The organism is Knoellia sp. S7-12, assembly GCF_040518285.1.
Classification (GTDB): Bacteria; Actinomycetota; Actinomycetes; order Actinomycetales; family Dermatophilaceae; genus Knoellia.
In genome coordinates this window covers 244,879-265,873 of record NZ_CP155449.1, presented here as the reverse complement: position 1 = coordinate 265,873, position 20,995 = coordinate 244,879, and the positions used below count along the sequence as shown (strand labels likewise).

Sequence of the window (20,995 nt, the reverse complement as noted above, 5' to 3'; positions counted from 1 at the left end):
CGAGCCACCGAACGGCGTCAAGAAGGTCCGCGACTGGAGCATGGAGGGATCCGCTTCGCGCCACTCCTTGATTCGCTTCGAGGCCGCGCGGAAACCTCCATCCGGTCTCGTCGCGAGATGCCCTCATGGGTCAGCAAGCGCTCCACCGTGCGCGTAGCGCCGTAGGTCGACGGCTTGATCCACTCCCCAAATCTGTGCGGTTGGCATTCTTGATGCCTTAAGTTGTTCGCATGAGCGCGGATCAGCCGGAGGACACCGACGTGCAGGGACAGATCAACGATCTGCGTGCGCGCGTCGACGAGGCCGACCAGCGAGCTGATGCGAGTGAGTCCCGCGCCGACAAGGCTGAGTTGCGGGCTGATGACAGCGCAACCCGAGCAGATACGGCAGATGACCGAACGAACGCGGGGGACGCGCGTGCGCACGACGACCGCCGCAGGCTCGCTGACGTTGAGGGGCGTCTCGACGTGCATGAGGAGATGATCGCCGAACTGCAAGCCGAGGGCCTATTGAGCAGTGAGCAAGCGGCGGAGCTTAAAGTCGCCCTGGAAACCGCGACCACGATTGGTGCCGCCGTGGGAACCATCATGACCATCTGCAAGGTGAGTGAGGACGTGGCCTTCAGGCTCCTGAGGAAGGAGAGCATGCACAGCAACCGCAAGTTGCACCTCGTGGCTGAAGATATTGTCTCGAAGGGCTACACCTACGGCCTGCCACCCCGCTGACCAAGATCTGCGGGTATCACACTCACATACCGGCGGTCTCAATGGATCAGCGCAACACTTCCTTGATTCGGCTGTGTCGAGGAGGTTGTCGTGGGTCATGGCGACTACGAGAGGTTGACGCCGCAGGCGATCGACCAGGTGTGGGTTCGGCTGAAAGCTGGTGAGGCAGCCAAGCCGACCGCTCGTGCCCTTGGGTTGTGCACCGGGACTGTGCGGGCGTATCTGATCCGCTGCGGCGGGATCCGACCTGAACCGAGGCGGCGTGCTGCGGACAGGTTGAGCGTGGCCGATCGCGAGGAAATCTCACGCGGTCTGGCCGCGGGCGAGTCGATCCGGTCGATCGCGACCAGAATCGGTCGGGCGCCGTCGACGGTCAGCAGGGAGGTCAACGCCAACGGTGGCCGGCGTGGGTACCGGGCGGTGCGGGCTGACCAGCGGGCCTGGTCGCGGGCGGGCAGGCCCAAGGTGTGCAAGCTTGCGAAGGATCCGCGGCTGCGTGCGATCGTGGAGGAGAAGTTGTCCCAACGTTGGTCACCGCAGCAGATCGCTGGCTGGCTGAAACGGACCTACCCCCAGGACCCACGGATGCAGGTGTCGCACGAGAGCATCTACCGCAGCTTGTACGTACAGTCTCGCGGCGCCCTGAACAAGGAGCTCACCCGGTACCTGCGCACTGGCCGGGTTCTGCGTCGCCCCAAAGGAGTTCGTACCCCCGATGGTCGCGGCTCGAGGCCGAACACGGTCAACATCTCCCAGCGCCCACACGAGGTCGCCGATCGTGCGGTGCCTGGACATTGGGAAGGTGACTTGGTCTTCGGCAAGGGGATGAGCCCGGTCGCGACCTTGGTCGAACGCAAGACGCGCTACCTGATGCTGGTCGCTCTGCCGCGTGGCGACCACCGAGCCGATGCCGTTGCGCAGGCCTTGGCCGACGCGGTCACCACGCTGCCCAAGCAGCTGGCCAAGACCCTGACCTGGGACCTGGGACACGAGATGGCCCAGCACCAGCAGTTCACCATCGCCACCGGCGTGCAGGTCTACTTCTGCGACCCCAAGTCGCCCTGGCAGCGTGGCAGCAACGAGAACACCAACGGGCTGCTGCGTCAGTACCTGCCCCGCCGGCTCGACTTCCGCACCCTCACCCAAACCGACTTCGACGCCATCGCCGAAGAGCTGAACAACCGACCTCGACAAACCCTGGGCTTCAAGACACCATCAGAATCACTAGCGGAGGCGTTGCGCTGACCGCCTGAACCCGCACCGCGGATCGGTCAATGGCCGCGCCGCCAGAACGACGGTCGCCAGCAGTTAGTCCGCCTGTGCCCGCTTTGGGGTCCTGTAGATCGTGGCCCGGGACACTCGATAGTCCGCGGCCAACTCCGCGAGGGTGAAGTCGCCACCTTCGAAGTCGTCCTTGAGTTTCTTGGCTCGACGCTCGCTTGGGCTTGGTGCCCAAGAGGCGGCCGTTGGCCTCGTAGAGGTCCTGAACCATGTCGCGCGCGTCCGGCACTGACCGAGCCAAGCGGTCGATCTTGGCGACGACGAGGGCGTCGCCCTCTCGGGCCGCTGCCAGCGCCTCGCGCAGTCCTGGGCGGTCCTTGTTCTTGCCAGTGCGCTTGTCGGTGTAATCCCGCTCGTCGTCTACCCCCAGGCGGCGCAACTCTGCTCGTTGTGAAGCGAGGTCTTGTCGTTCGGTGCTCACTCGTGCGTAGCCGATCAACATGAGGCGCTGCAAGCGCGTTCCGATCCCATCAGTCGTCGTCGTGGCAGATCTCGGCCTTGACCCGGCCGTCGTCCAGGTCGACTTCGAGGTCGAGGACGTCGTCGCCCCCGCGTCGGAAGTCGATCTCCACCTCATCGGCCTCTCGCTCGTCGACGCGCGTGCTCCAGCCCTCGGCCGCGCGCACCTCCCCCAGGGTGAGCCGGCCGTCCTTGAAGGGCACGACAGCAGTGCCGGCCTCGTAGATCGTGTAGACGCCGTCGGCCGGAACCGGTATGTCGACGCAGTTGTCGCGCTTAGGGCGCGGAGGCAGCCCAGACGCGTCGCCGCCTGATGCGCCGCCGCTCGAGGTGCTGGCTACCGGGGTCGGCGGCTGGGTGGCGGGAGCCGACTGAGTGGCGGGAGCCGACTGGGTGCTGGCGTCCGCGGTCGGCTGCGTGCTCTTGGTGGCGGGTGAGACGCCGGACGCACCGTCCGCGGAGTCGTCGCCGCTTCCGCAGGCGACAAGCGCAAGCGAGCATGCTCCGATGAGCAGGGCGGTTCGGGGTGCGCGGGCGTGCATGAAGTCCTCCGGTGTTCGACAAGGTGTTGCGGTCGAGAACCACCTTTGGCTGCCACCGTGAACGACCGGTGAGGCCAACATGAGAGAGCTTTCATTTTCCTGACGCCACCGGGGCCGAAGGGGGCGAAATCACTTTCGATGTGCCTGCCGGGGCGGGCCGAAGGTTGTGTTCGCGAACACCAGCCGGTCGTCAGCGGTCGAGCAGGCCGCGCAGATCGTCGGCTGTGAGGGCGCTCGACAAGAGGTTGCCGTCGTCAACGACCCGGGCAAAGAGATCGCGCTTCTTGTCCTGCAGGGCGACGACCTTCTCCTCGATGGTGTCCGTGGAGACGAGGCGATAGACGTTGACCGAGCGCGTCTGCCCGATGCGGTGGGCCCGGTCGATCGCCTGGTTCTCGGCGGCCGGGTTCCACCACGGGTCGAGCACGAAGACGTAGTCGGCCTCGGTGAGAGTGAGCCCGAAGCCACCGGCCTTGAGCGAGATGAGGAACGCCGGCGCGTCGCCTCTGCGGAAGTCCTGGACGACGTCAGCGCGGTTCCGGGTCGACCCGTCGAGGTAAGCGTAGGCAATGCCCTCCTCCTCGAGCCGGGCCCGAACAATCGCCAGGAAGCTGGTGAACTGGCTGAAGACAAGCGCGCGGTGACCCTCCGAAGCGAGCTCGACAACCTGCTCGACGAGCGCCTCGACCTTGGCACTCGGCGCAGCGCCGCCATAGGCCTCGGCGTCGACGAGCGAGGGGTCGAGAGCCATCTGCCGCAGCACCGTGAGGGCGCGCAGGATCGCGATCCGGTTGCCGTCGAGGTCATCGATGAGTCCCAGGAGGCGCTGCCGCTCCCGGGCGAGGTGGCGGTCATAGATGGCGCGGTGCTTGGGGTGGAGAGCGACGTGGAGGATCTGCTCCTGCTTGGGCGGCAGGTCGGACGCGACTGCCTCTTTGGTGCGCCGCAGCATCAGCGGCCGGATCCGCTTGCGCAGCGTGGCGAGCAGCTCGGGCGAAGTGCCGTTCTCGATCGGCTTGGCCCACTGCTCCCGGAAGGCAAGCGGCCGTGGGTGCAGGCCCGGGGCGACGAGCGACAGCAGCGACCACAGGTCCATGAGCGAGTTCTCGAGGGGCGTGCCGGTGAGGGCAAAGGTGACGCGCGCCGGCAGCCGGCGCATCGCGGCATACGTCTTGGCCTGGTGGTTCTTCACGAACTGGGCCTCGTCGAGGATCGCCGCGGACCACGGGACCGAGCGGAACTCCTCGGCATCGATGCGACCCACGGCATAGGTCGTCACGACGAGGTCGGCACCGGCAATCGCCTCCCCCATGGCGACGCGCGCCTTGCCGCGCGTGCGGTCGAGCACGGCAATGGTGAGGTCGGGTGCGAACTTCGCGACCTCGTCGACCCACGTGCCGAGCACCGAGGTCGGCGCGACGATCAGCATCGGGTCATTCAGCTCGCCGCGCTCCTTGGCCCGCAATGCCATCGCGATGACCTGGAGAGTCTTGCCGAGCCCCATGTCGTCGGCGAGCACCCCACCGAGCCCGAGATCCCAGAGGAGCGACAGCCAGCGGAAGCCCTCTTCCTGATAGGGCCGCAGCGTGGCCTTGAGGGCACTGGGCACCTCGGCCGGAGGGGGCGTGTGTGCGGCGTCGACGCCCAGCAGCGCGTCGACCGAGCGCTGCCAGCGACTGGACTGCTCGTCGACGACACCGATCTCAATGAGGTCGTTCCACAGGCCCGCGTGGAGGACGGACAGGCGCAGCGGGTCGGACTGCTTGTCCTGCAACGCCCGGGCCTCCTCGACGAGCGCGCGAAGGCGGTGCAGCTCGGGGTGGTCGAGGGTGAACCAGGCGCCGTCGGGCAGAAGCATCCGCTCTTCGTTGCGGGCGAGCGCGGTGACGAGGTCGGCGAGTGGGACCTCGTGGCGGCCGACGGTGACGGTGATCTTGAGGTCGAACCAGTCGTTGCCCTCGCCGGACTCGGACGTCCCGACCGCGATCCGCGGGGCGTCCGTCACTTCGGCGTATGCCGCCGGCTCGCCGACGACGTCGACCTCCACCTGATCGTGTGCCTCAATCTCAGGCAGGAGCTCGGCGAAGGTCACCGTGTCAAAACCGCTGAGGGACACCGCATCTCGCGGCATCCACCCCTGGCGAGTGAGATCCCAGAGGGCAGGCAGCTCATCGCGGGTGGGCACGGCTTCGAGCAGATTGCTCTCGACAGCGGCGTCACGGAAGGCATTGGGGTCGCGATAGGTGGGCGGCTCGCGGGTGAGCGGCACGGTGAGAGGAGTGTCGAGAGGGCCGTAGCGGAACGACCACGTGACGCGGGCCGTGTGTTTCTTGTCGAACCGCACGGAGAGGTGGAGGCGGGGTGGCGCCACCTCGGGCAGGGTGAGCCCGCCGTGGGTGCGCACCGTGGCCCGGCGCTGCAGGACCGGCAGCTTGTCGATGGCGAAGCTCGACCAGTCGTCGTGCGGGATGGTGAACGGGCCCCGCTCGACGACGCGGGCCGCGGCCACGTCGACGTCGGCGCCGAACCCGCCGAGCCGCAGGTCGCGATCCTCCTGACGGAACCACCCGGTCGGAGGGTCGCCCACGACGACGACGCCGCCGGCCCCCTCCGGGAGGTCGAGGCTCGGTTTGGCGAGCACGCCACCGTCGTCGGCCGGGGACAGGTCGAGGACGAAGTGGCCCTCGTCGGGCTCGAGCTGGACCTCGCCGCCGTTGTTGGCGTGGGTGAGCAGGACGACGCCGGCTTCACGGGCCCGCATGAGGAGGTCGACCCAGCCCCGGCCGAGCAGGTCCAGGGGGATCGAGGCCGGTGCGCGGCCGTAGCCGGACATCCGACTGCCCCGCCGGTGGGCATCGGCGATGGCGGTGAGGGCGTCGAGAGGTGGCCCATCGAGCCGGAAGGCGTAGGACGAGTAGTAGCCGCCCGACACCGCCTCCCACGAGATGCCCGTCTTGATCCATCGACCCGGAGCCGCCCCGGGGATCATCGGGCGCAGCTGGATCCGCGGGGCCTGTGGCTGGCGCTGCCACGGATCGGGTCGCCCTCGCGATGACTCGATGTCGAGGAGCAGCCCCACGACACCGGTGCGCGGCTCGGGCTCGGGTGCGTCGAGGAGATCGCCGAGGGCGTCGCGCCAGGAGGTCGAGCGCTGCGACCCCGACGGTGTGTCGGTGCGCCACGGTCGTTGGGTGCGCAGGGCGATCACGAGGGCGGCAGCGTGCTTGCAGGCAAAGCCGACGGGGCAGGTGCAGTCGCTCTCGAGGAGCGGTTCGCCGTGCGGGTCGGGGGCGAGCGAGACCTCGGTGCGATAGATGCCGGTCCCGTTGCCGATGACGCGCGCGGCGGCTCGCGTGCCCTCGTCGCCGACGATGATGCTCGTCACCCGGCCGGCCCGGGCGTAGTCGCCGGCGCGAGCCAGCGTCAGCCGGTCGAAGGCCCTCGTGAGCTCACGATCCGACAACTCGTCGAGAGTCACTGCTTCTCGCTCCATCGCCTTGCCCACCTCCTTCGTCCGCGCAGGACGACAACGGTATGCCGTCCCGCAGACATTCCCGACCCGTCATCCACACCCCCGCCTGCGTCTGTGGATGCGTCACTCGTCGGTCGGGAGCCGTCCGTTCGGATAGGTGGCACGCAGCTCGTCGTCGGTGGGGTCACGGCCGTCACGTGATTCGGGCGGCAGGAGGTCGGCGATCGCCGCCATGATGCGCTTGGTGTCGGCGACGGGCGAGCGGTACTTGAGCTCGACCGGCTTGCCCACACGGATGGTGACCTTGGGAGGGTTCGTGAGGTTGAGCAGGTTGGGCATCGAGGACGAGCGGGGCCAGACCTTCTCGGTGCCCCACATCCCGACGGGGATGACCGGCGCCCGACTCACCGACGCCAGGCGCGCGGCGCCCAACTTGCCCTTGAGCACGGAGTCGAAGAAGGCCGCGCCGCGCGGGATCGTCGCCTCGGGCAGCAGCCCGACCATCTCGCCGCCCTCAAGCGCGAGCACCGCCATGTCATAGGACTCGGCACCACCCTCTCCACGGTCGACGCGGATGCCCCCAGCCGCCTTCAGGAAGGGTCCGAGCACAGGGATGTCGAACATCTCCTTCTTGCCCAGGAAGCGGGCTGACCGCCCCGACCGACGCACCACGTTGGCCATGGCCACGGCATCGAAATAGCTGCGGTGGTTGCCCACGAGGATGACCGGCCCGTGGCGCGGGATGTTCTCGATGCCCGCGATGTCGAACCTGGCACACGGGAAGAACGTCGAGCGCAGACCCTCAAAGAGGATGCGCTGCAACTCGATCCCGAGTACGGGAATCTTGAGAACACCCGGCGACACGTCGAAGTGCACGATCGGCCAACGGCGAGCCACGGCATACATGGTCAGTCTGGGATCGGGATTGACGGCGGCCGGTTGGCCGACCGCCTCGAGGAGAGGTAGGTCGAAGATCGAGTCCGAGTAGGCGTAGCTCTCGACGAGGTCGATGTCGTGCTGGGCCGCGTAGTGCTTGACCGCAGCGAGCTTGCCGGTCGACCAGACGAACGGGCCGCGGATCGAACCGTCGAACGTGCCGTCCTCCTTGGTGCTGTAGCGGGTGGCGATCACGTCGTCGAAGCCCAGCTGATCAGCGAGCGGCTTGATGAGGTGAGTCGGGGTCGTCGTCGCCATGACGACCCGCCGACCCTCGGCCTTGTGCTGCTCGATGAGCGCCAACGCGAACGGGTGGACGAGCTCGGCGATGACTGTGGCGGCTTGGGAGGCGGCTTCGTCGAAGCTCTTGGAGTCCTTGCCGCGGGCGACGAGGGTGGCCTGACGCGCCAGGAAGATCGACGGCAGGTTCTCGCCGAAGAGGTCGAACGCCTTGAAGAGCATCCCCTGACCGGGCAGTGACCGCGGCACGAGACCGAGTTCCACCATCGCCCGGGACAGGTGCGGGCCGGTGCCGCCCTGCAGCAGCGTGCGGTCGAGGTCGAAGAAGGCTGCGCCTGGCATGGCCACACCCTATGGCGCCGGGCAAGCACCAACCCCACGCATGGACTGACGCCCAGGAAGCGACCGCGTTTGTGCGACGCCAGTCAGCCTCCGAAGTGCGCGCGGCCCTGCGTGGCCGAGGTGCCGAGATCGCTCTTGGGGAGAGCCTGCCCATCGCGAACCGCCTCGATCCACGAGTCGGTCGTGGCCACAGCGGCGAAGTTGGAATGAAGCAGGACCATCAGGGTCTGGTGGAGCTGGTCTGCCGCAACACTCCCCGCATCGTTGGAGAGGTGGATGGCTCCGCTGGCATCGGACAGGACCTCCGCGGCGAGGCCCAGGCCCTCCGCTTCCACGGCGCTCGCAAGGTCGCAGTTGTTCGTCATGTAGCCGACGATGGTGATCGTGTCGACCTGATGATCTGCGAGCCACGCTGCGACGTCCGTTCCGGCGAAGACACTGCCCCCGACCTTCGAGGCGCGCTTCCACGTCGGCTGCAGGCGTCGCTCGATCTCGGGGTGGAGCATCCAGCTCGGCGACCCGACTGCGAAGACCGGAGCACCTTCTGGCAACTCGTGCTGCACGACGACGACAGGGATGTCGTGCTCGACAGCAGCCTCGAGGGCGCGAACCGCATTCGAGAGCGTCTCTTCGCGTGGCGGGTACTGCACCTGGAGCATCCCGTCGAAGTACTCCTGCTGGATGTCCACCACGATCAGGGCTCTGCGAGGTGCGGTCATGTGCTTCTCCTTGTTGCTGCGACGGGGGAACGTGCTCCTGCCATCCTGCGCCGCCGGTGCGACAATCGTGAGCGGCACGAATGCCGACCTTCGATGAGATTGGGACAAAAAGTGAAGATCGCCATCCACGCCTTCGAGGGCATCAGCCTGTTTCACCTCGCCACCCCGTCACTCGTCTTCGGAGAGGTGAAGCGTCTTGCCGTGGACGAGACCTGGCAGACCCGACTGTGGAGTGAGGATCGACGGGTCACCACGATGGATGGCGTCGTCCTTGACGACCTCGCTGGACCAGCCGACGTGATGGACGCCGACCTGCTCGTCTTCCCCTCCTGGCACGACGACCTGCGCCCAGCCGACGACAGGCTCTGCGAGTCGGTGCAGCGCGCCCACCACAAGGGTGTGCAGCTCGCTGGCCTCTGCCTCGGGGCGTTCCCGGTCGTGGACAGCGGGCTCCTCGACGGCCGCGATGCAGTCACCCACTGGGCTGCGGCAGCGGACCTCGCAGCTCGACGCCCATCGGTTTCCGTCAACGCGGATGCCATTTATGTCGACCACGGCGACATCCTGACCTCGGCCGGAACCGCTTCATCGATCGACGCCTGCCTGCACATCGTTCGCACGAGGCTTGGGGCGGATGCAGCCTCGATGGTGGCCCGTCAGCTGGTCGTCGCACCCCATCGTGACGGCGGCCAGGCGCAGTACGTCAGCCGGCCCGTGCCCGACACAGGCGGAGTCGGCCAGCTCGGCGCGACCATCGACTGGGCCCTCGCACACCTGGACCAGTCCCTGAGCATCGAGACCCTGTCCGCCCATGCCGGGATGAGTCGACGGAACTTCACCAGACGGTTCATCGAGGCCACGGGATCCAGTCCGGGTCGTTGGATCATGAGCCGCCGCCTCGACGAGTCACGGCGACTCCTGGAGCGAACCGACCTGTCGGTGGAGCATGTCGCCCGAGCCTGCGGATTCGGAAGCGCAGTGACCTTCCGCCAACGCTTCAACGGCGCGTATCGAACCACCCCATCGTCATACCGACACCGGTTCACCACGTCCGAGTAACACATCTCGGCTACGGCGAACTGCGACGGCACCGCGAGCATCCCCATTCTGACTCGAACGACCCGCACCTATGGTGGGCGTCATGACGACGGCATTCGTTCTCGGGGGTGGGGGCGTTCTCGGCACCACCCAGGTCGGGATGCTGCGCGCCCTCGCCGAGCAGGGCGTCCGTCCCGACCTCGTCGTCGGCACGAGCATCGGCGCCCTCAACGGCGCCTTCGTCGCGGCCGATCCCTCGGTCGAGGGGATTCGCGCCCTGGGCAAGGCATGGGAGGCCGTCAGTGCGAGTGGGATCTTCCTCGACAACCCGATGCGCTCGGCTGCGCGCATCGCCCGCTTCCGCACCCACGTCCTGTCGAGCGCACCCCTGCGGGCAATCGTCGACGAGCACCTGCCGGTCGACACCTTCGAAGAGCTCGAGGTCGACTTCCAGTGTGTGGCTGCCTGCATCGAAACCGCTGACGCGCAATGGTTCTCGTCGGGTGAGCTCGTCGATCCGGTCGTCGCTTCGTGCACGGTGCCAGGACTGTTTCCCGCGGTGGAGATCGACGGGTTGCACTACCTCGACGGTGGGCTGGTCCACTCAATTCCCGTCGGTCGCGCCCTCCAACTCGGAGCGACGCGCGTCTTCGTCCTGCAGGTCGGTCGGGTTGAGCAGCCCTTGGCCCCGCCGCGTCGGCCGTGGGAAGTCGGCGTCGTCGCCTTCGAGATCGCCCGCCGCCACCGCTACGTCCACGAGATGGCAAGCATCCCCGACGAGGTCGAGGTGCACGTCCTTCCCAGCGGCGCACCCGAGACGCCATCGGTCTCGTTGCGCTACGGGCGCACCTCGCGCCTGCGGGAGCGAGCCGAGCAGGCGTATGCCGCGAGCACGGCATACCTCTCCCCTCCCTGACCGCGCGGCATAAGGTCGCCCCATGGGTCTCGCGGGAATCCCGAAGCCACCGCTGTTCGCTCGACGCGCACTCGCCGTCGTGTGGCCGGTCGGGGCTGCTGCGCTCACGGGGTTGGCAGCGCCGGTCATTGTCGCCGGGGCGTTCCACTCGTTCGTCGACAAGCGGGCACGGCTGTTCCGGGTGAGCTGCCTCGGCGTCGGACTCATCTGGGTCGACGTCCGGATGCTCATGGAGTGCTGGCGGCTGTCGCTCAAGCACCCCGACCGCGACAGCCCCACCTGGGAGCAGGACCACGAAGCCGTCTTCCTCGCCGGGCTCAACCGCGCGATGATCCTCGCGAAGAAGTGGGCCGGCTTCGAGGTCGTCCTCGAGGGACGCATGCACTTCGGATCCGAGGGGGCGCCGCTGATCGCGTTCGCGCGGCATGCAGGTCCCGGCGACTCGTTGGCACTCGCGTGGCTGCTTGGGCACACGGCAGGTCGGATGCCCAAAATCGTTCTCGCAGAAGCACTTCGGTGGGATCCGACGGTCGACACGCTGCTGACCCGGATGCGTTCCTACTTTGTCCCGTCACGCAGTGGAGCGGGAGATGACCGTATTGAGGGGGTGCGTTCGCTCGCGGCGGGGCTCGACTCCGACGATGTGTTGCTGCTCTTCCCGGAGGGTCAGAACTTCTCGCCCGACCGCCGAAGCGCCCTCATCTCGCGCCTGCGCGAGGCCGGTCATGAACTGCGCGCTCGTCGGGCGATCTCGCTGTGGAACACACTGCCGCCCAAGACTCGTGGGGTCATTGCCTCGCTGGAGGCGCGGCCCGACGCGGACGTCATGATCGTCGGGCACGCGGGGTTCGGGCGGCTCAGCACAGTGGGCGAGATCTGGGCAGCCATCCCCTTTACGGACCGACCGTTCCTCGTCCAAACGCGGACGTATGCCGCCGCGAGCGTTCCCGACGAACCTGCGGCCATCGAGCAGTGGATCGACGACGAGTGGTCGGTCATCGATGACTGGGTTGAGGCCCATGAGGGCGGCGGCGGACAAGCCTGACGGTGGTCAGATCACGGGGCACTGGCGCCAACGGCGCAGACCCCCTAGGACGGCTCATCTTCGTCAGGTCCCTCGAGCTTGGCGAGGTAGTAGCCGATGTTGCTGGCCCACGCGGCCAGCGAGATCGTCCACAACCAACTGAAGCCGTCTCTCTTCAAGAAGAGGACCGACAGGATCGTCATCGCCACCGCTGGTATGAGCCGAAGCACAATCACCATCTGCGGATGCGTGTCGGCCCACGTCGGTGGTTCCACCCTCGGCGGGTACACGGCACCCTCGAGCGGCGGCATGGGCTCCATGACCAGACAGTAGGCCAGGGTCATGTCCCCAGCCGGGAATTGGGTGACTCAGGGACGGCGCAGTGAGTGGAGCCACTCGCGAGCGATGCTGAAGTCCTCGTCGCCGGTGAGTGGTGCGACCTCCGTCTGGGCGCCGTCCTCGCGCGGGTAGGACCCGAGGAAGCGCACCTCCGCGCACACCCGCTTGAGCCCCATCAACGCCTCGCCGACCCGCTCGTCGAGGACATGCCCCTCGAAGTCGATGGAGAAGCAGTAGGACCCGAGCGTGGACTTCGTCGGGCGGGACTCGAGCCGTGTCATGTTGATGCCCCGCACCGCGAACTGCTCCAACAACTCGAGCAACCCACCCGCACGGTCGTCGCGTTGGAAGAGCATGACCGTCGTCTTGTCGGCGCCCGTGCGCTCGGGCAACGCACCGGGGCGGGCGACGAGGACGAACCGCGTCACGGCACCAGCGCGGTCGCCGATGTCCTCGGCGAGCACGTCGAGCCCGTGGTTCGAGGCAGCGACCGGCGCACACACCGCCGCGTCGTAGGCCTGCTCGACGTCCCCGGCCAACCCCGCTGCAGCGGCAGCCGTCGACAACGTCGGGACGTATGCCGCTGACGGCAGGTTCGTGCCCATCCAGCCGCGGACCTGGGCCCAGGCATGCGAATGGGTTCCGACAGCTGCGATGCCAGCGAGCGGCATACCCGGCTTGGCGGCCAGGACGAAGGTGATCGGCACATTGACCTCGCCGATGACGACGAGCGGATCACCGGAGGCCAGCGCGTCGAGCGTCGCCGACACGCCTCCCTCGACAGAGTTCTCGATCGGCACCATCGCGGCGTCAATCTCACTGCGCCGCAGGGCATCCAGCGCGGAGTCGACCGAACCGAACGGCACCTGATCACCCTCGTGCGACGCCGACCAGGACAGCAACGCCATCTGGGTGAAGGTGCCCTCAGGTCCGAGATAGCCGTATTTCATGGCCCTGCTCATCACTTCTTTCCTGTCCGCGCTGCACTGAGCGCCTGCTGCTCCTCGGGGGTGAGCGTCGCGTCGGAGCCACCCCCGGTGATGCCCTTGGCATAGGTCCGGGACTCTCCGCGCGCGTGGATCGAGCTGAGCACCACGCCATCCCCGAGGTCATCGACGATGGCGGCGCTGAAGCTCAGCCGGCCGCCCATGTCACCGAACGCGTCGTAGCGCACGACCGCGACATGCCGCAGCGCCTGGCCGATGTCGGCCCGCAGCGCTTCGAGGTCACCGGCGCCGACCGGGCGTTGGCGTTCGAGGTGGTCCAGTCTGGCGCGCAGTCGCATCGTGATGACCGCGAAGACTGCGCCCACCAGGATCGGCACCAGCACGACGATGAGGAGGACGAGCACCTCGGCTGGGGTGGGTGCGAACATGACGGCCAGCGTATGCCGTGTGGTCCCGCTCTGCGGGCCGGTCCACCCCTCGTGGCGGGTGACGCCTCGCGGAGTCAGGCTCGTAGGCTCGTCGCCATCATGGGCATCGACTTCACCACCATCGCCATCGTGTTCGCGACGATCTTTGTCGTCGAGCTCCCTGACAAGACCTTCATCGCGACGCTCGTCATGTCGACGAAGTTCCGGCCGCTGCTCGTGTGGGTCGGGGTCGTTGCCGCGTTCTTCGTGCAAACGCTCGTGGCTGTCGCCATTGGCGGGGTGCTGTCACAGCTGCCGAAGCGGCCGATCGAGATCTTCGCGGCGCTGATGTTCCTCATCGGTGGCGTCCTGTTGCTGCGAGGTGCGGGCAAGGCAGACGAGGAGGAGGCGGAGGCCGAGGAGGAGTTCGGCGCGAAGTCCGCGGCCAAACAGCTCGCCGGGTGGAAGGTCGTGACGTTCTGCTTCACGGTGCTCTTCCTCGCCGAATGGGGCGACCTGTCCCAGATCCTCACCGCGTCGATGGTGCTGCGCTTCGACGACCCGGTGTCGGTGTTCATCGGCGCCTTCCTCGCGCTCGCCGCCGTGTCAGGTCTGGCGGCGGTGCTCGGCCGCACGCTCCTGCAGCGCATCAAGCTCTCGACGATTCGTCGCATCGGCGGCACCGTCTGCCTCAGCTTGGCCGCGGTCAGCGTCCTTCAGATCACCGGCGCCCTCTGAGCGGCGGCATGAGCCGACCAGTTCTTGACGACCCGACCAGCTACAGGTGGTCGGCTCGCGAATATGTGGTCGGCTCGGCGAGAAGCGCCGGGTTGGCACGCGGCTCGGGGTCGCGGTTGACCCACCAGAGGAGACCCAGAGCGACCAGGCCACCGGCGACGTCGGCGTTCTGGAGGAGGCGGCCGGGGAGGTCGGGCCACTCGGGGTGGTTGAGATAGGTGATGCCCCACCACGGCATCCGCATGAGGAACCACACCGCGACGACGAGCCCCGCGAGGAGCCGACGCGAGCGCCACCAAGCCCCAACCCCGGCCCCAGCCCGATCGCGCGTCCACGGCTGAGCACCGAGCAGCGCAAAGATCACGACGACGATCCAGTGGAAGTGGTGGATCCACGCCACCGGTGACAGCAGGCAGGCCAGCAGCCCCACGACGGCGACCTCACCGATCGAGTCTCCCCGCAACCACATCTGCCGGGCCAGCCGGAAGCCCAGGACCCCGACGACGATCACCAGCACGAGCCAGATCGCCGTCCCGACAAGTCCTTCCGGCCCGACGCGCAGCAGGAACCCGCGCATCGACTGGTTGGAGGTGCCGAAGTTGGGGCCGAGCCGAGCCGGATCCTGCAGCGCCCCACCCCAGAACGCGAACGACGCCTCGGGCAACAACACCCACGAGCCCAGCGTCACCCCGACCGCCGTCCCCAGGGCCGTCGCGGCCTCACGCCAGCGCCGGTTGATCAGGTAGTGGATGACGAACACTCCGGGCGTCAGCTTGATCGACATCGCCAGCCCGACCAGCACCCCGGCGGGCACGTGCTTCAACAGCCCCGGCCGCGGCCGCCGCAGGTCCATGAGGCAGGCCAGCACCATGAACGCGTTGACCTGTCCGAACCTGATGCCGTCGGACACCGGGTGCAGCCACAGCATCGGTGCGACCAGCGCCGCCAACGCAAGGGGCACCCAACCGCCGGCGCGATGGATGAGCCGCCACCCGGCATACCAGACGATGGCTGTCGTGGCCGCGACCTGAGCGGCGGTCCAGAGCCAACCGGCCACGCCGAAAGGCACCCACGCCAGCGGGAGCGCAAGGATCGCGGCGAACGGAGGGTAGGTGAACGGCAGCAGCTGGGGCGCCTCGGTCATCGCGGCATAGATCGGCCGACCGGTGAGGATCGAGACACCCGCGTCGCGATAGACCTCGACATCGACCTGCCACTGGTCCATCGGCCAGAACACGAGGTAGCGCAGGACGACCGGCACGGCAGCGAGCGCAATGATCAGGACGGCGAGGAGCCACTGCCAACGCAGACGCGGCGGGCGTCTCGGGTGCGGCTGTGTCGTGGTCACCGGGCCATTGTGACCGTATGCCGGTGGGCACACGATCTCCACCCGTCCTCCACCTCCTCCGCAGGTCACCGATCGGGAGCCCCCGTAGGATCCGTGAGGTGTCCAAACGATCGCTCGCCGCCCTGTTCGCCACTCTCGCGACAGTGCTCGGCCTCAGCGTCGGCACCCTCTCCCCGTCCGCCCAGGCGACTCACGCGACCACCCAGGCGACCACCCCGACCGCACCGGGCGACCCCTTTGGCGCCACCGTCCTCATCGGCACCGGCGGCATCACCTGGACCGACGTCTCGGAGAAGGCGACGCCCAACCTCTGGATGCTCCTGCGGGACGGCTCGAGCGCCGCGATGTCGATCCGTTCGGTCGAGACCAACACCTGCCCCATCGATGGCTGGCTCGGACTGTCGGCCGCCAACCGCGCCGCCGCACCGCGCGTCGGCACCGGCTCGGCCCAGGAGCGTCCGTGCAGCCCCATCGGTGAACCCACGGGCGGCGTCATCCCGGACTGGGACACGTTCACCAAGGCGGCTGCTGACCTCAAGTTCGACAGCAAGCTGGGACTCCTCGGCGAGGCCGCGGAGAAGTCCAACGTCTGCATCAAGCCCGTCGGTCCGGGTGCCGCCATCGCTGCGGCGCTGCCCGATGGCACGGCCGACCGCTACACCCCCTACGCCGACGACACTCTGCTCGTCGACATGAACACGTGCCCGGTGACGATCGTCGATGTGGGCAGCGTGCGAGATCCGTCCGACATCGCCGCCGGCGAGCAGCCCGCCGAAGGCACCCGGACCACTCAGATCGCGGCCATCGACAAGCGCATCGGTGACGTCATGAACGCCGCGCCCGGCGGTGCCGACTTCATCGTCGCGAGTCTCTCCGACGCCGGCGTGACCGAGCGTCTGCGCCTCGCCGTCGCCCGTGGGCCGAACTACGGACCGGGCCAGCTCAACGCCCAGTCCACCCGCCAGCCCGGCCTCGTCCAGGCCCAGGACGTCCCGGCCACGCTCATGTCGATCACGGGGATCACCCTCCCCCCCGGCCTCGGTGGCACCGCGATGACGAGCGACCCGGCACCCGACAACTCCGAGAGGCGTGCCGCCGACCGACTCCAGAAGCTCGTCGACTACGACCTCGCGAGCCATGAGGTGCACAGCCTCGTCCCGCCGTTCTTCAACACCTTCGCCTACGGTCAGCTCGTCATCTATCTGCTCGTCTTCCTCGTCTGGAAGGGCAAGATCGGCGGCCCTGACACCCGCCGTCGCGTGCTCGGCATCGTGCGCGTCATCGCGGTCCTCGCAGCGTCGGTGCCGGCCTCGACATTCCTCGCGAACCTCCTGCCCTGGTGGCGCTTCCCGATCCCGATGATCTCCATCGTTGGTGCGGTCGGTCTCTTCGTCGCCCTCATCGCGTATGCCGCCCTGCGCGGTCCGTGGGGACGCGCAGCTCTCGGACCGCTGGCCTTCGTTGCGGCCGTCACGGTGGCGGTGCTCGCCGGCGACATCATCACCGGGTCACGACTCCAGCAGTCCTCGCTGATGGGTTTGCAACCGGTGGTCGCGGGTCGGTTCTATGGCATGGGCAATGTGACTTTTGCGCTCTTCGCCACGTCCTCGATCCTCCTCGCGACGGCGGTGTCGAGCTATCTCGTGAGCCACCGTCGGCCGCGCGTGGCGGCCGCTGTCGTCTTCGCCATCGCCGTGGGCACGGTCATCATCGACGGCGCACCGTTCTGGGGCGCCGACGGGGGCGGCCCGCCTGCCTACATCCCCGGCATCGCCTATCTCATCCTGTCGATCCTCGGCCTGCGGATGACGTGGCAGCGCGTCGCGCTCATCGGTCTCGGCTCGGTCGGCCTGTTCTTTGGTGTCGCGTTCCTCGACTGGCTGCGCTCCCCCGATGACCGCAGCCACCTGGGCCGCTTCATCCAGGCGATCATCGACGGCAACGCCCTCGACATCGTGATCCGCAAGGGTCAGCAGAACTGGAGCATCCTGCTCGGCAACGCGCCGCTCACGCTGCTCGTGCCCGCTGCACTCCTCTTTGTCATCTATGTGCTGGCGCGGCCGACGTCGTGGGGTTCGCGCGGCCTGGGCAAGGCCGCCGAGAAGGCGCCGACGTTGCGCGCCGGGCTCATCGCCCTCGTCATCACCTTGACCATCGGCTTCCTCATCAACGACTCCGGCACGGCCATCCCCGCCGTCGGTGCAACGGTCGCCGTGCCCCTCATCGTCAGCGTCGTCGTCAGGACTCTGGAGGACGACCTGCGGGCAGTCGCCGGGACCCGGCGCGCCAGGCGCTCCTGACGACCCAGATCCACACCGCCAGCAGGACCGCGGGCGCCACCCGCGTCCGGACGGTCATCGTCACGTCCTCGACGCCGGGCGTCATGCCCAGCACCCGTCCCGGGGTGTAGGCCATCGCCATGATCCACAGCCGAGCCAACAACGACAGCACGACGACCAGCTGCAGTCGTGATCCCCAGGCCACGGCCGGCAGCGCCGCCCAGACGATGACGTCGTACCAGGGCAGTGAATAGGGAGCCGCCAGCGCGTAGCCGCCGGCGAGGACGACGACCCACGTCAGCGCGCGAACACCAAGTCCACCCCCCACCTCTCCCCTTGCGTCTGCGGATGTGGCGGTTCCAGCAGCCATCCACGCAGACGCAAGGGGGGCTGGGAGGCGCAGGAGTCGCCACAAGCAGTACGCGAACCCGATCGCGGCGAGGGCCGCCAGCACCGAGATCACCGAACGCACCGCCGGGCCACCACCAGTGAGCTCGAGGAACCAGCGCCACGGTGAGGCGAGGGCGACGGCACGCGCTGACCGCCCGAGCTGGTCATAGACCTGCGGGCCAGCCCAGAGATGGAGAGCTCCGGCCACCGCCGCCGCCGATCCGAGCAGCACCCCGCCGCGGGCGAACCGTCGATCCTTGAAGGCGAGGAGGAGCGCGAGCAGCACCACGGCATACGTGAACTTCGACGAGACGGCGAGCGCCGCGAAGGTGCCGGCCAGCGCAGCGCCACCCAGGCCGACGTGGCGATGGGCGGCCCACACCGCAACGACGACAAGGGCTGTCGCGAGCAGGTCGACGTGCGCGCCGAGGACGCCGACCGAGAAGACGATCGGGTTCGCCGTCCAGACCACGTCGATGCGGGCCTCGCGACCGGGGAGCATCCGCCGCAGCGCCCACCGCACGGCAAGCCACGCAGCGATGACGACGATCTGCCACAGCCACACGGTCTGGCGCAGGTTGTCCCCGCCGCCGAGTGAGGTGAGGCCCTGGACCAGCGTGGCGAACGGCCCATAGACGCTCGGCTCCTCGGTCCATGGCGCCTCGACCTGGCTGACGACGGGGTCCGAGCCTCCGCGCCAGCTGACCGGCGACACGAGCCAGGGGTTGTCGCCCAGCGCGAGAATGCGTCCGTATGCCGCGTAGCTCACGTGATCGCCGGAGCCGAACGGAGTCGTGAGTGCCGCGAGGAGCGCGAGTGCCGCGACGACGGGGCGGGGCAGCTCATGGCTGCCGCGACCGGTCACGGCAAGGACAACTGCCACCGCTCCCAGCGTGTATGCCGTCCACATGGCTCCCGTGACCCAGGCCGGACCGAGCGTGAACGGGAGCATGCTGCCCGGCGCCCAGCCACGGGGGCCGAGGTCGGGGGCGGCGGCGTTCGGGAGGGTCAGCCCGACGACGAGAAGCAGGGCGAAGGAGAGAACGAGCAGGCCCAGTCTGCTGCGGTCGCGGACGAGACCGTCGCTGGAGCGAGCAATGTCGCCAGTGTCGCGGGCGAAATCGCCGGCGTCAGAGGCGGTGTGCGACACCGGAAGCACGCTCGCCGAGGACCTTGCGCACCCGGCGCCTGGTGAGGGCGCGCCACACGTCGCGGTACTGCTTTGCGCGGTGGACCTGCCCGCTCCAGTCCTTGCCGGAGACGCGGTGCTGCAGCTCGCAGGGCACCTCTTCGATGCGGAGCCCGGAGGAGAGGACGTCGACGGTGAGGCCGACCTCCACGCCCCAGCCGGGGGCGAGCGGGCTGGCTGCGTCAAAGGCCTCGGCCGTGAGACAGCGCATGCCCGACAGGGGCTGCTTCGCGGACCACCCGGTGAGGTTCTGGATGCCGTCGCGGGCGAGCCGGACGACGAACCCGTGACCACCGCCAGCCGTGGACTGGGGCGGGAGGGTCGCGATCGTCATGTCGGCCCGGCCCTCGAGCACCGGGGGCAGCAGGACGTGGAGGTTGCTCGCCGACGACTCGAGGTCACCGTCCACGAAGAGGAGGTGCCGGGGGGCGTGAGTGTCGGTGGCGTTGAAGCCCTCGAGCTCGCGCAGATGGCGCACGCCCGTCTCGAGCGCGGCGGCCTTGCCGAAGTTCTGGGCATGCACGATGACGTCGGCGCCAGCGGCGTCCGCGACCGCAGCAGTGTCGTCAGTGCTCCCGTCATCGACGACGACGACCTTGTCGACCCCGTCGAGACCGAGCACGGCCTCAACCGTCGCGGCGATCCGGTCGGCCTCGTCCTTGCACGGGATGATCGCCGCGACCGTCCGCTGACTCCTCGGCACGTCCGACCCCAGAACCGACCCCACCCCCGTCCCCATCAGCGCAGGGTCACCTGGCGGCTGAGCAGACCCGAGCGCGCCCGGCGCTCCTCGGCGGTGAGGGATTCCGTGGAAGCCAGCGCGGCGGCATACCGGTCGCCGAAGGCCTTGAGCGCGTCCTCGTGCACGGCGGGCTCGCTGTCGGCCGGGACCTCGAAGACGGGGACGAGAAGGCCGCAGGCGCGGAAGGCGCCGAGGAGGCGTGTGTCGTCACCGAGTCCGGACTCACCAGCTGCGTGGAGACGGGAGAGGGCGTCGGTGGCGGTGTCCTCGTCGTCGGGCAGGACGAGACGGATGTAGGTGCGCTCGCCGATGCGAACCCAGTAGGCGGACTTCAGGGCAGCCATGCGGACGGTCGGCACGACCGACTCGTTGGCGGCGGCGAGGGACTCGCGGCCCGCGTCGTCGAGTTCCTGCTCATCGACCCAGAAGTCGAAGCCCTCGTGGACCTCGACCTCGAACGAGGCGTCGAGATCGAGCAGGTCCTGCAGACGAGGGGTGTCGACGGTCGGGGTCGGGACGAGCTGGACGGCACTGCCCGGCTCCGCAGCCGCACCGGCGATGAGCTGGGCGGCGAGGTCACGGCTGGCATCACCGGTGGTCGAGCCCGACTGGGTCCCGACGAGAACGGTGCCGTCGGCGCGACGCAGAGCCGGCCACGCCATCGGCAGCACGGTCGCGACCGTCGCCTTGTCAGCGCCTTCTGGAGCCTGGCCAGCGGCGAAGCTCACGGCCACGGTCGCGGCGGGGAGGATCTCGCGGATCGCCACCCACTCGGTCTCCTGCGGCAGCCCCTCGAAGGGGCGGTTAACATAAGGAACGGCCGCGGTGCGTTGCCGCTTGGCGGGTGCGCCGGAGTCGTCGGTGGTCCTGCGTCGTCGAGATGCCTTGCCCATGGCCGTCAGCGTAGTGGTGCGACGCAGTG

19 protein-coding genes are annotated in these 20,995 nt (G+C 68.4%); 7 read left to right on the top strand and 12 right to left on the bottom strand.

All coding sequences use genetic code 11. The features are described 5' to 3' along the window. The first annotated feature begins 230 nt into the window (after positions 1–230). Positions 231–725, top strand: a complete 495-nt coding sequence (locus V6K52_RS01270) for an ANTAR domain-containing protein (protein WP_353952100.1) — start codon at positions 231–233, stop codon at positions 723–725. 90 nt (positions 726–815) lie between these two features. After that, entirely contained in the window at positions 816–1,970 is a 1,155-nt protein-coding gene (locus V6K52_RS01265; RefSeq protein ID WP_353952099.1) for an IS30 family transposase, read from the top strand. On the opposite strand, the gene V6K52_RS01260 is transcribed toward V6K52_RS01265, so the two are convergent. The 5 genes from V6K52_RS01260 to V6K52_RS01240 form a co-directional block, all read right to left on the bottom strand. Beyond that, positions 1,930–2,448, bottom strand: a complete 519-nt coding sequence (locus V6K52_RS01260) for a recombinase family protein (RefSeq protein ID WP_353952098.1) — start codon at positions 2,446–2,448, stop codon at positions 1,930–1,932. The two genes, V6K52_RS01265 and V6K52_RS01260, sit on opposite strands and share 41 nt — an antisense overlap. A gap of 28 nt (positions 2,449–2,476) precedes the next feature. Next, positions 2,477–3,007, bottom strand: a complete 531-nt coding sequence (locus tag V6K52_RS01255) for a hypothetical protein (RefSeq protein ID WP_353952097.1) — start codon at positions 3,005–3,007, stop codon at positions 2,477–2,479. A gap of 190 nt (positions 3,008–3,197) precedes the next feature. Further along, the gene (locus V6K52_RS01250; RefSeq protein WP_353952096.1) at positions 3,198–6,500 is read right to left on the bottom strand and encodes a DEAD/DEAH box helicase; all 3,303 of its coding nucleotides are present in this window, start codon (positions 6,498–6,500) and stop codon (positions 3,198–3,200) included. 102 nt (positions 6,501–6,602) lie between these two features. Further along, positions 6,603–7,997, bottom strand: coding sequence for an HAD-IB family hydrolase (locus tag V6K52_RS01245; protein WP_353952095.1), 1,395 nt, complete (start codon positions 7,995–7,997; stop codon positions 6,603–6,605). Positions 7,998–8,080: 83 nt separating this feature from the next. Then, the gene (locus V6K52_RS01240) at positions 8,081–8,716 is read right to left on the bottom strand and encodes an isochorismatase family protein (RefSeq protein WP_353952094.1); all 636 of its coding nucleotides are present in this window, start codon (positions 8,714–8,716) and stop codon (positions 8,081–8,083) included. Positions 8,717–8,827: 111 nt separating this feature from the next. Between V6K52_RS01240 and V6K52_RS01235 the strand changes: the two genes are divergently transcribed. The 3 genes from V6K52_RS01235 to V6K52_RS01225 all read left to right on the top strand — a co-directional run bounded on the left by V6K52_RS01235 (position 8,828) and on the right by V6K52_RS01225 (position 11,715). Beyond that, positions 8,828–9,775, top strand: a complete 948-nt coding sequence (locus V6K52_RS01235) for a helix-turn-helix domain-containing protein (protein WP_353952093.1) — start codon at positions 8,828–8,830, stop codon at positions 9,773–9,775. A gap of 82 nt (positions 9,776–9,857) precedes the next feature. Continuing rightward, positions 9,858–10,670, top strand: a complete 813-nt coding sequence (locus V6K52_RS01230) for a patatin-like phospholipase family protein (protein WP_353952092.1) — start codon at positions 9,858–9,860, stop codon at positions 10,668–10,670. A 22-nt stretch (positions 10,671–10,692) separates the two neighbouring features. Then, positions 10,693–11,715, top strand: coding sequence for a 1-acyl-sn-glycerol-3-phosphate acyltransferase (locus V6K52_RS01225; RefSeq protein WP_353952091.1), 1,023 nt, complete (start codon positions 10,693–10,695; stop codon positions 11,713–11,715). A gap of 44 nt (positions 11,716–11,759) precedes the next feature. On the opposite strand, the gene V6K52_RS01220 is transcribed toward V6K52_RS01225, so the two are convergent. From V6K52_RS01220 to V6K52_RS01210, 3 genes are read right to left on the bottom strand one after another with little or no spacing between them, the layout of a single operon-like run. Next, positions 11,760–12,014 carry a hypothetical protein gene (locus V6K52_RS01220; RefSeq protein WP_353952090.1) on the bottom strand — a complete coding sequence of 85 codons (255 nt, stop codon included), beginning with the start codon at positions 12,012–12,014 and terminating at the stop codon, positions 11,760–11,762. A gap of 48 nt (positions 12,015–12,062) precedes the next feature. Then, positions 12,063–12,995 carry a prephenate dehydratase gene (gene pheA / locus V6K52_RS01215; RefSeq protein WP_353952089.1) on the bottom strand — a complete coding sequence of 311 codons (933 nt, stop codon included), beginning with the start codon at positions 12,993–12,995 and terminating at the stop codon, positions 12,063–12,065. Further along, positions 12,995–13,408: a DUF4446 family protein gene (locus V6K52_RS01210; protein WP_353952088.1), complete on the bottom strand. Its 414-nt coding sequence runs from the start codon at positions 13,406–13,408 to the stop codon at positions 12,995–12,997. Before V6K52_RS01210 ends, pheA begins: the two co-directional genes overlap by 1 nt. Positions 13,409–13,507: 99 nt before the next feature. Between V6K52_RS01210 and V6K52_RS01205 the strand changes: the two genes are divergently transcribed. Beyond that, a complete protein-coding gene (locus V6K52_RS01205) occupies positions 13,508–14,125 on the top strand; it encodes a TMEM165/GDT1 family protein (protein ID WP_353952087.1) in 618 nt (205 codons plus the stop codon). Between the two features lie 40 nt (positions 14,126–14,165). Here the strand turns inward: V6K52_RS01205 and V6K52_RS01200 are convergent, their stop codons facing one another. Beyond that, a complete protein-coding gene (locus V6K52_RS01200; RefSeq protein WP_353952086.1) occupies positions 14,166–15,473 on the bottom strand; it encodes a glycosyltransferase 87 family protein in 1,308 nt (435 codons plus the stop codon). A 98-nt stretch (positions 15,474–15,571) separates the two neighbouring features. Here V6K52_RS01200 and V6K52_RS01195 point away from each other — a divergent pair, with 98 nt between their 5' ends. Continuing rightward, on the top strand, positions 15,572–17,773 hold the full coding sequence (locus V6K52_RS01195) for a hypothetical protein (RefSeq protein ID WP_353952085.1): 2,202 nt from the start codon (positions 15,572–15,574) through the stop codon (positions 17,771–17,773). Here the strand turns inward: V6K52_RS01195 and V6K52_RS01190 are convergent. From V6K52_RS01190 to V6K52_RS01180, 3 genes are read right to left on the bottom strand one after another with little or no spacing between them, the layout of a single operon-like run. Continuing rightward, positions 17,712–19,292 (bottom strand): hypothetical protein, encoded by a 1,581-nt coding sequence (locus V6K52_RS01190; RefSeq protein WP_353952084.1) that lies wholly within the window; start codon positions 19,290–19,292, stop codon positions 17,712–17,714. The genes V6K52_RS01195 and V6K52_RS01190 overlap by 62 nt on opposite strands. Further along, positions 19,273–20,034 carry a glycosyltransferase gene (locus V6K52_RS01185; RefSeq protein WP_353952083.1) on the bottom strand — a complete coding sequence of 254 codons (762 nt, stop codon included), beginning with the start codon at positions 20,032–20,034 and terminating at the stop codon, positions 19,273–19,275. Before V6K52_RS01185 ends, V6K52_RS01190 begins: the two co-directional genes overlap by 20 nt. Before the next feature lie 35 nt (positions 20,035–20,069). Further along, on the bottom strand, positions 20,070–20,966 hold the full coding sequence (locus V6K52_RS01180; protein WP_353952082.1) for a DUF5926 family protein: 897 nt from the start codon (positions 20,964–20,966) through the stop codon (positions 20,070–20,072). Between the last annotated feature and the right edge of the window lie 29 nt (positions 20,967–20,995).

What these genes read in the sequence shown, in the direction of transcription:
- V6K52_RS01270 (WP_353952100.1), top strand. Translation starts at nt 231, where the DNA reads ATGAGCGCGGATCAGCCGGAGGACACCGACGTGCAGGGACAGATCAAC.
- V6K52_RS01260 (WP_353952098.1), bottom strand. Translation starts at nt 2,448, where the DNA reads ATGTTGATCGGCTACGCACGAGTGAGCACCGAACGACAAGACCTCGCT.
- V6K52_RS01255 (WP_353952097.1), bottom strand. Translation starts at nt 3,007, where the DNA reads ATGCACGCCCGCGCACCCCGAACCGCCCTGCTCATCGGAGCATGCTCG.
- V6K52_RS01250 (WP_353952096.1), bottom strand. Translation starts at nt 6,500, where the DNA reads ATGGAGCGAGAAGCAGTGACTCTCGACGAGTTGTCGGATCGTGAGCTC.
- V6K52_RS01245 (WP_353952095.1), bottom strand. Translation starts at nt 7,997, where the DNA reads ATGCCAGGCGCAGCCTTCTTCGACCTCGACCGCACGCTGCTGCAGGGC.
- V6K52_RS01240 (WP_353952094.1), bottom strand. Translation starts at nt 8,716, where the DNA reads ATGACCGCACCTCGCAGAGCCCTGATCGTGGTGGACATCCAGCAGGAG.
- V6K52_RS01230 (WP_353952092.1), top strand. Translation starts at nt 9,858, where the DNA reads ATGACGACGGCATTCGTTCTCGGGGGTGGGGGCGTTCTCGGCACCACC.
- V6K52_RS01225 (WP_353952091.1), top strand. Translation starts at nt 10,693, where the DNA reads ATGGGTCTCGCGGGAATCCCGAAGCCACCGCTGTTCGCTCGACGCGCA.
- V6K52_RS01220 (WP_353952090.1), bottom strand. Translation starts at nt 12,014, where the DNA reads ATGGAGCCCATGCCGCCGCTCGAGGGTGCCGTGTACCCGCCGAGGGTG.
- pheA (WP_353952089.1), bottom strand. Translation starts at nt 12,995, where the DNA reads ATGAGCAGGGCCATGAAATACGGCTATCTCGGACCTGAGGGCACCTTC.
- V6K52_RS01210 (WP_353952088.1), bottom strand. Translation starts at nt 13,408, where the DNA reads ATGTTCGCACCCACCCCAGCCGAGGTGCTCGTCCTCCTCATCGTCGTG.
- V6K52_RS01205 (WP_353952087.1), top strand. Translation starts at nt 13,508, where the DNA reads ATGGGCATCGACTTCACCACCATCGCCATCGTGTTCGCGACGATCTTT.
- V6K52_RS01180 (WP_353952082.1), bottom strand. Translation starts at nt 20,966, where the DNA reads ATGGGCAAGGCATCTCGACGACGCAGGACCACCGACGACTCCGGCGCA.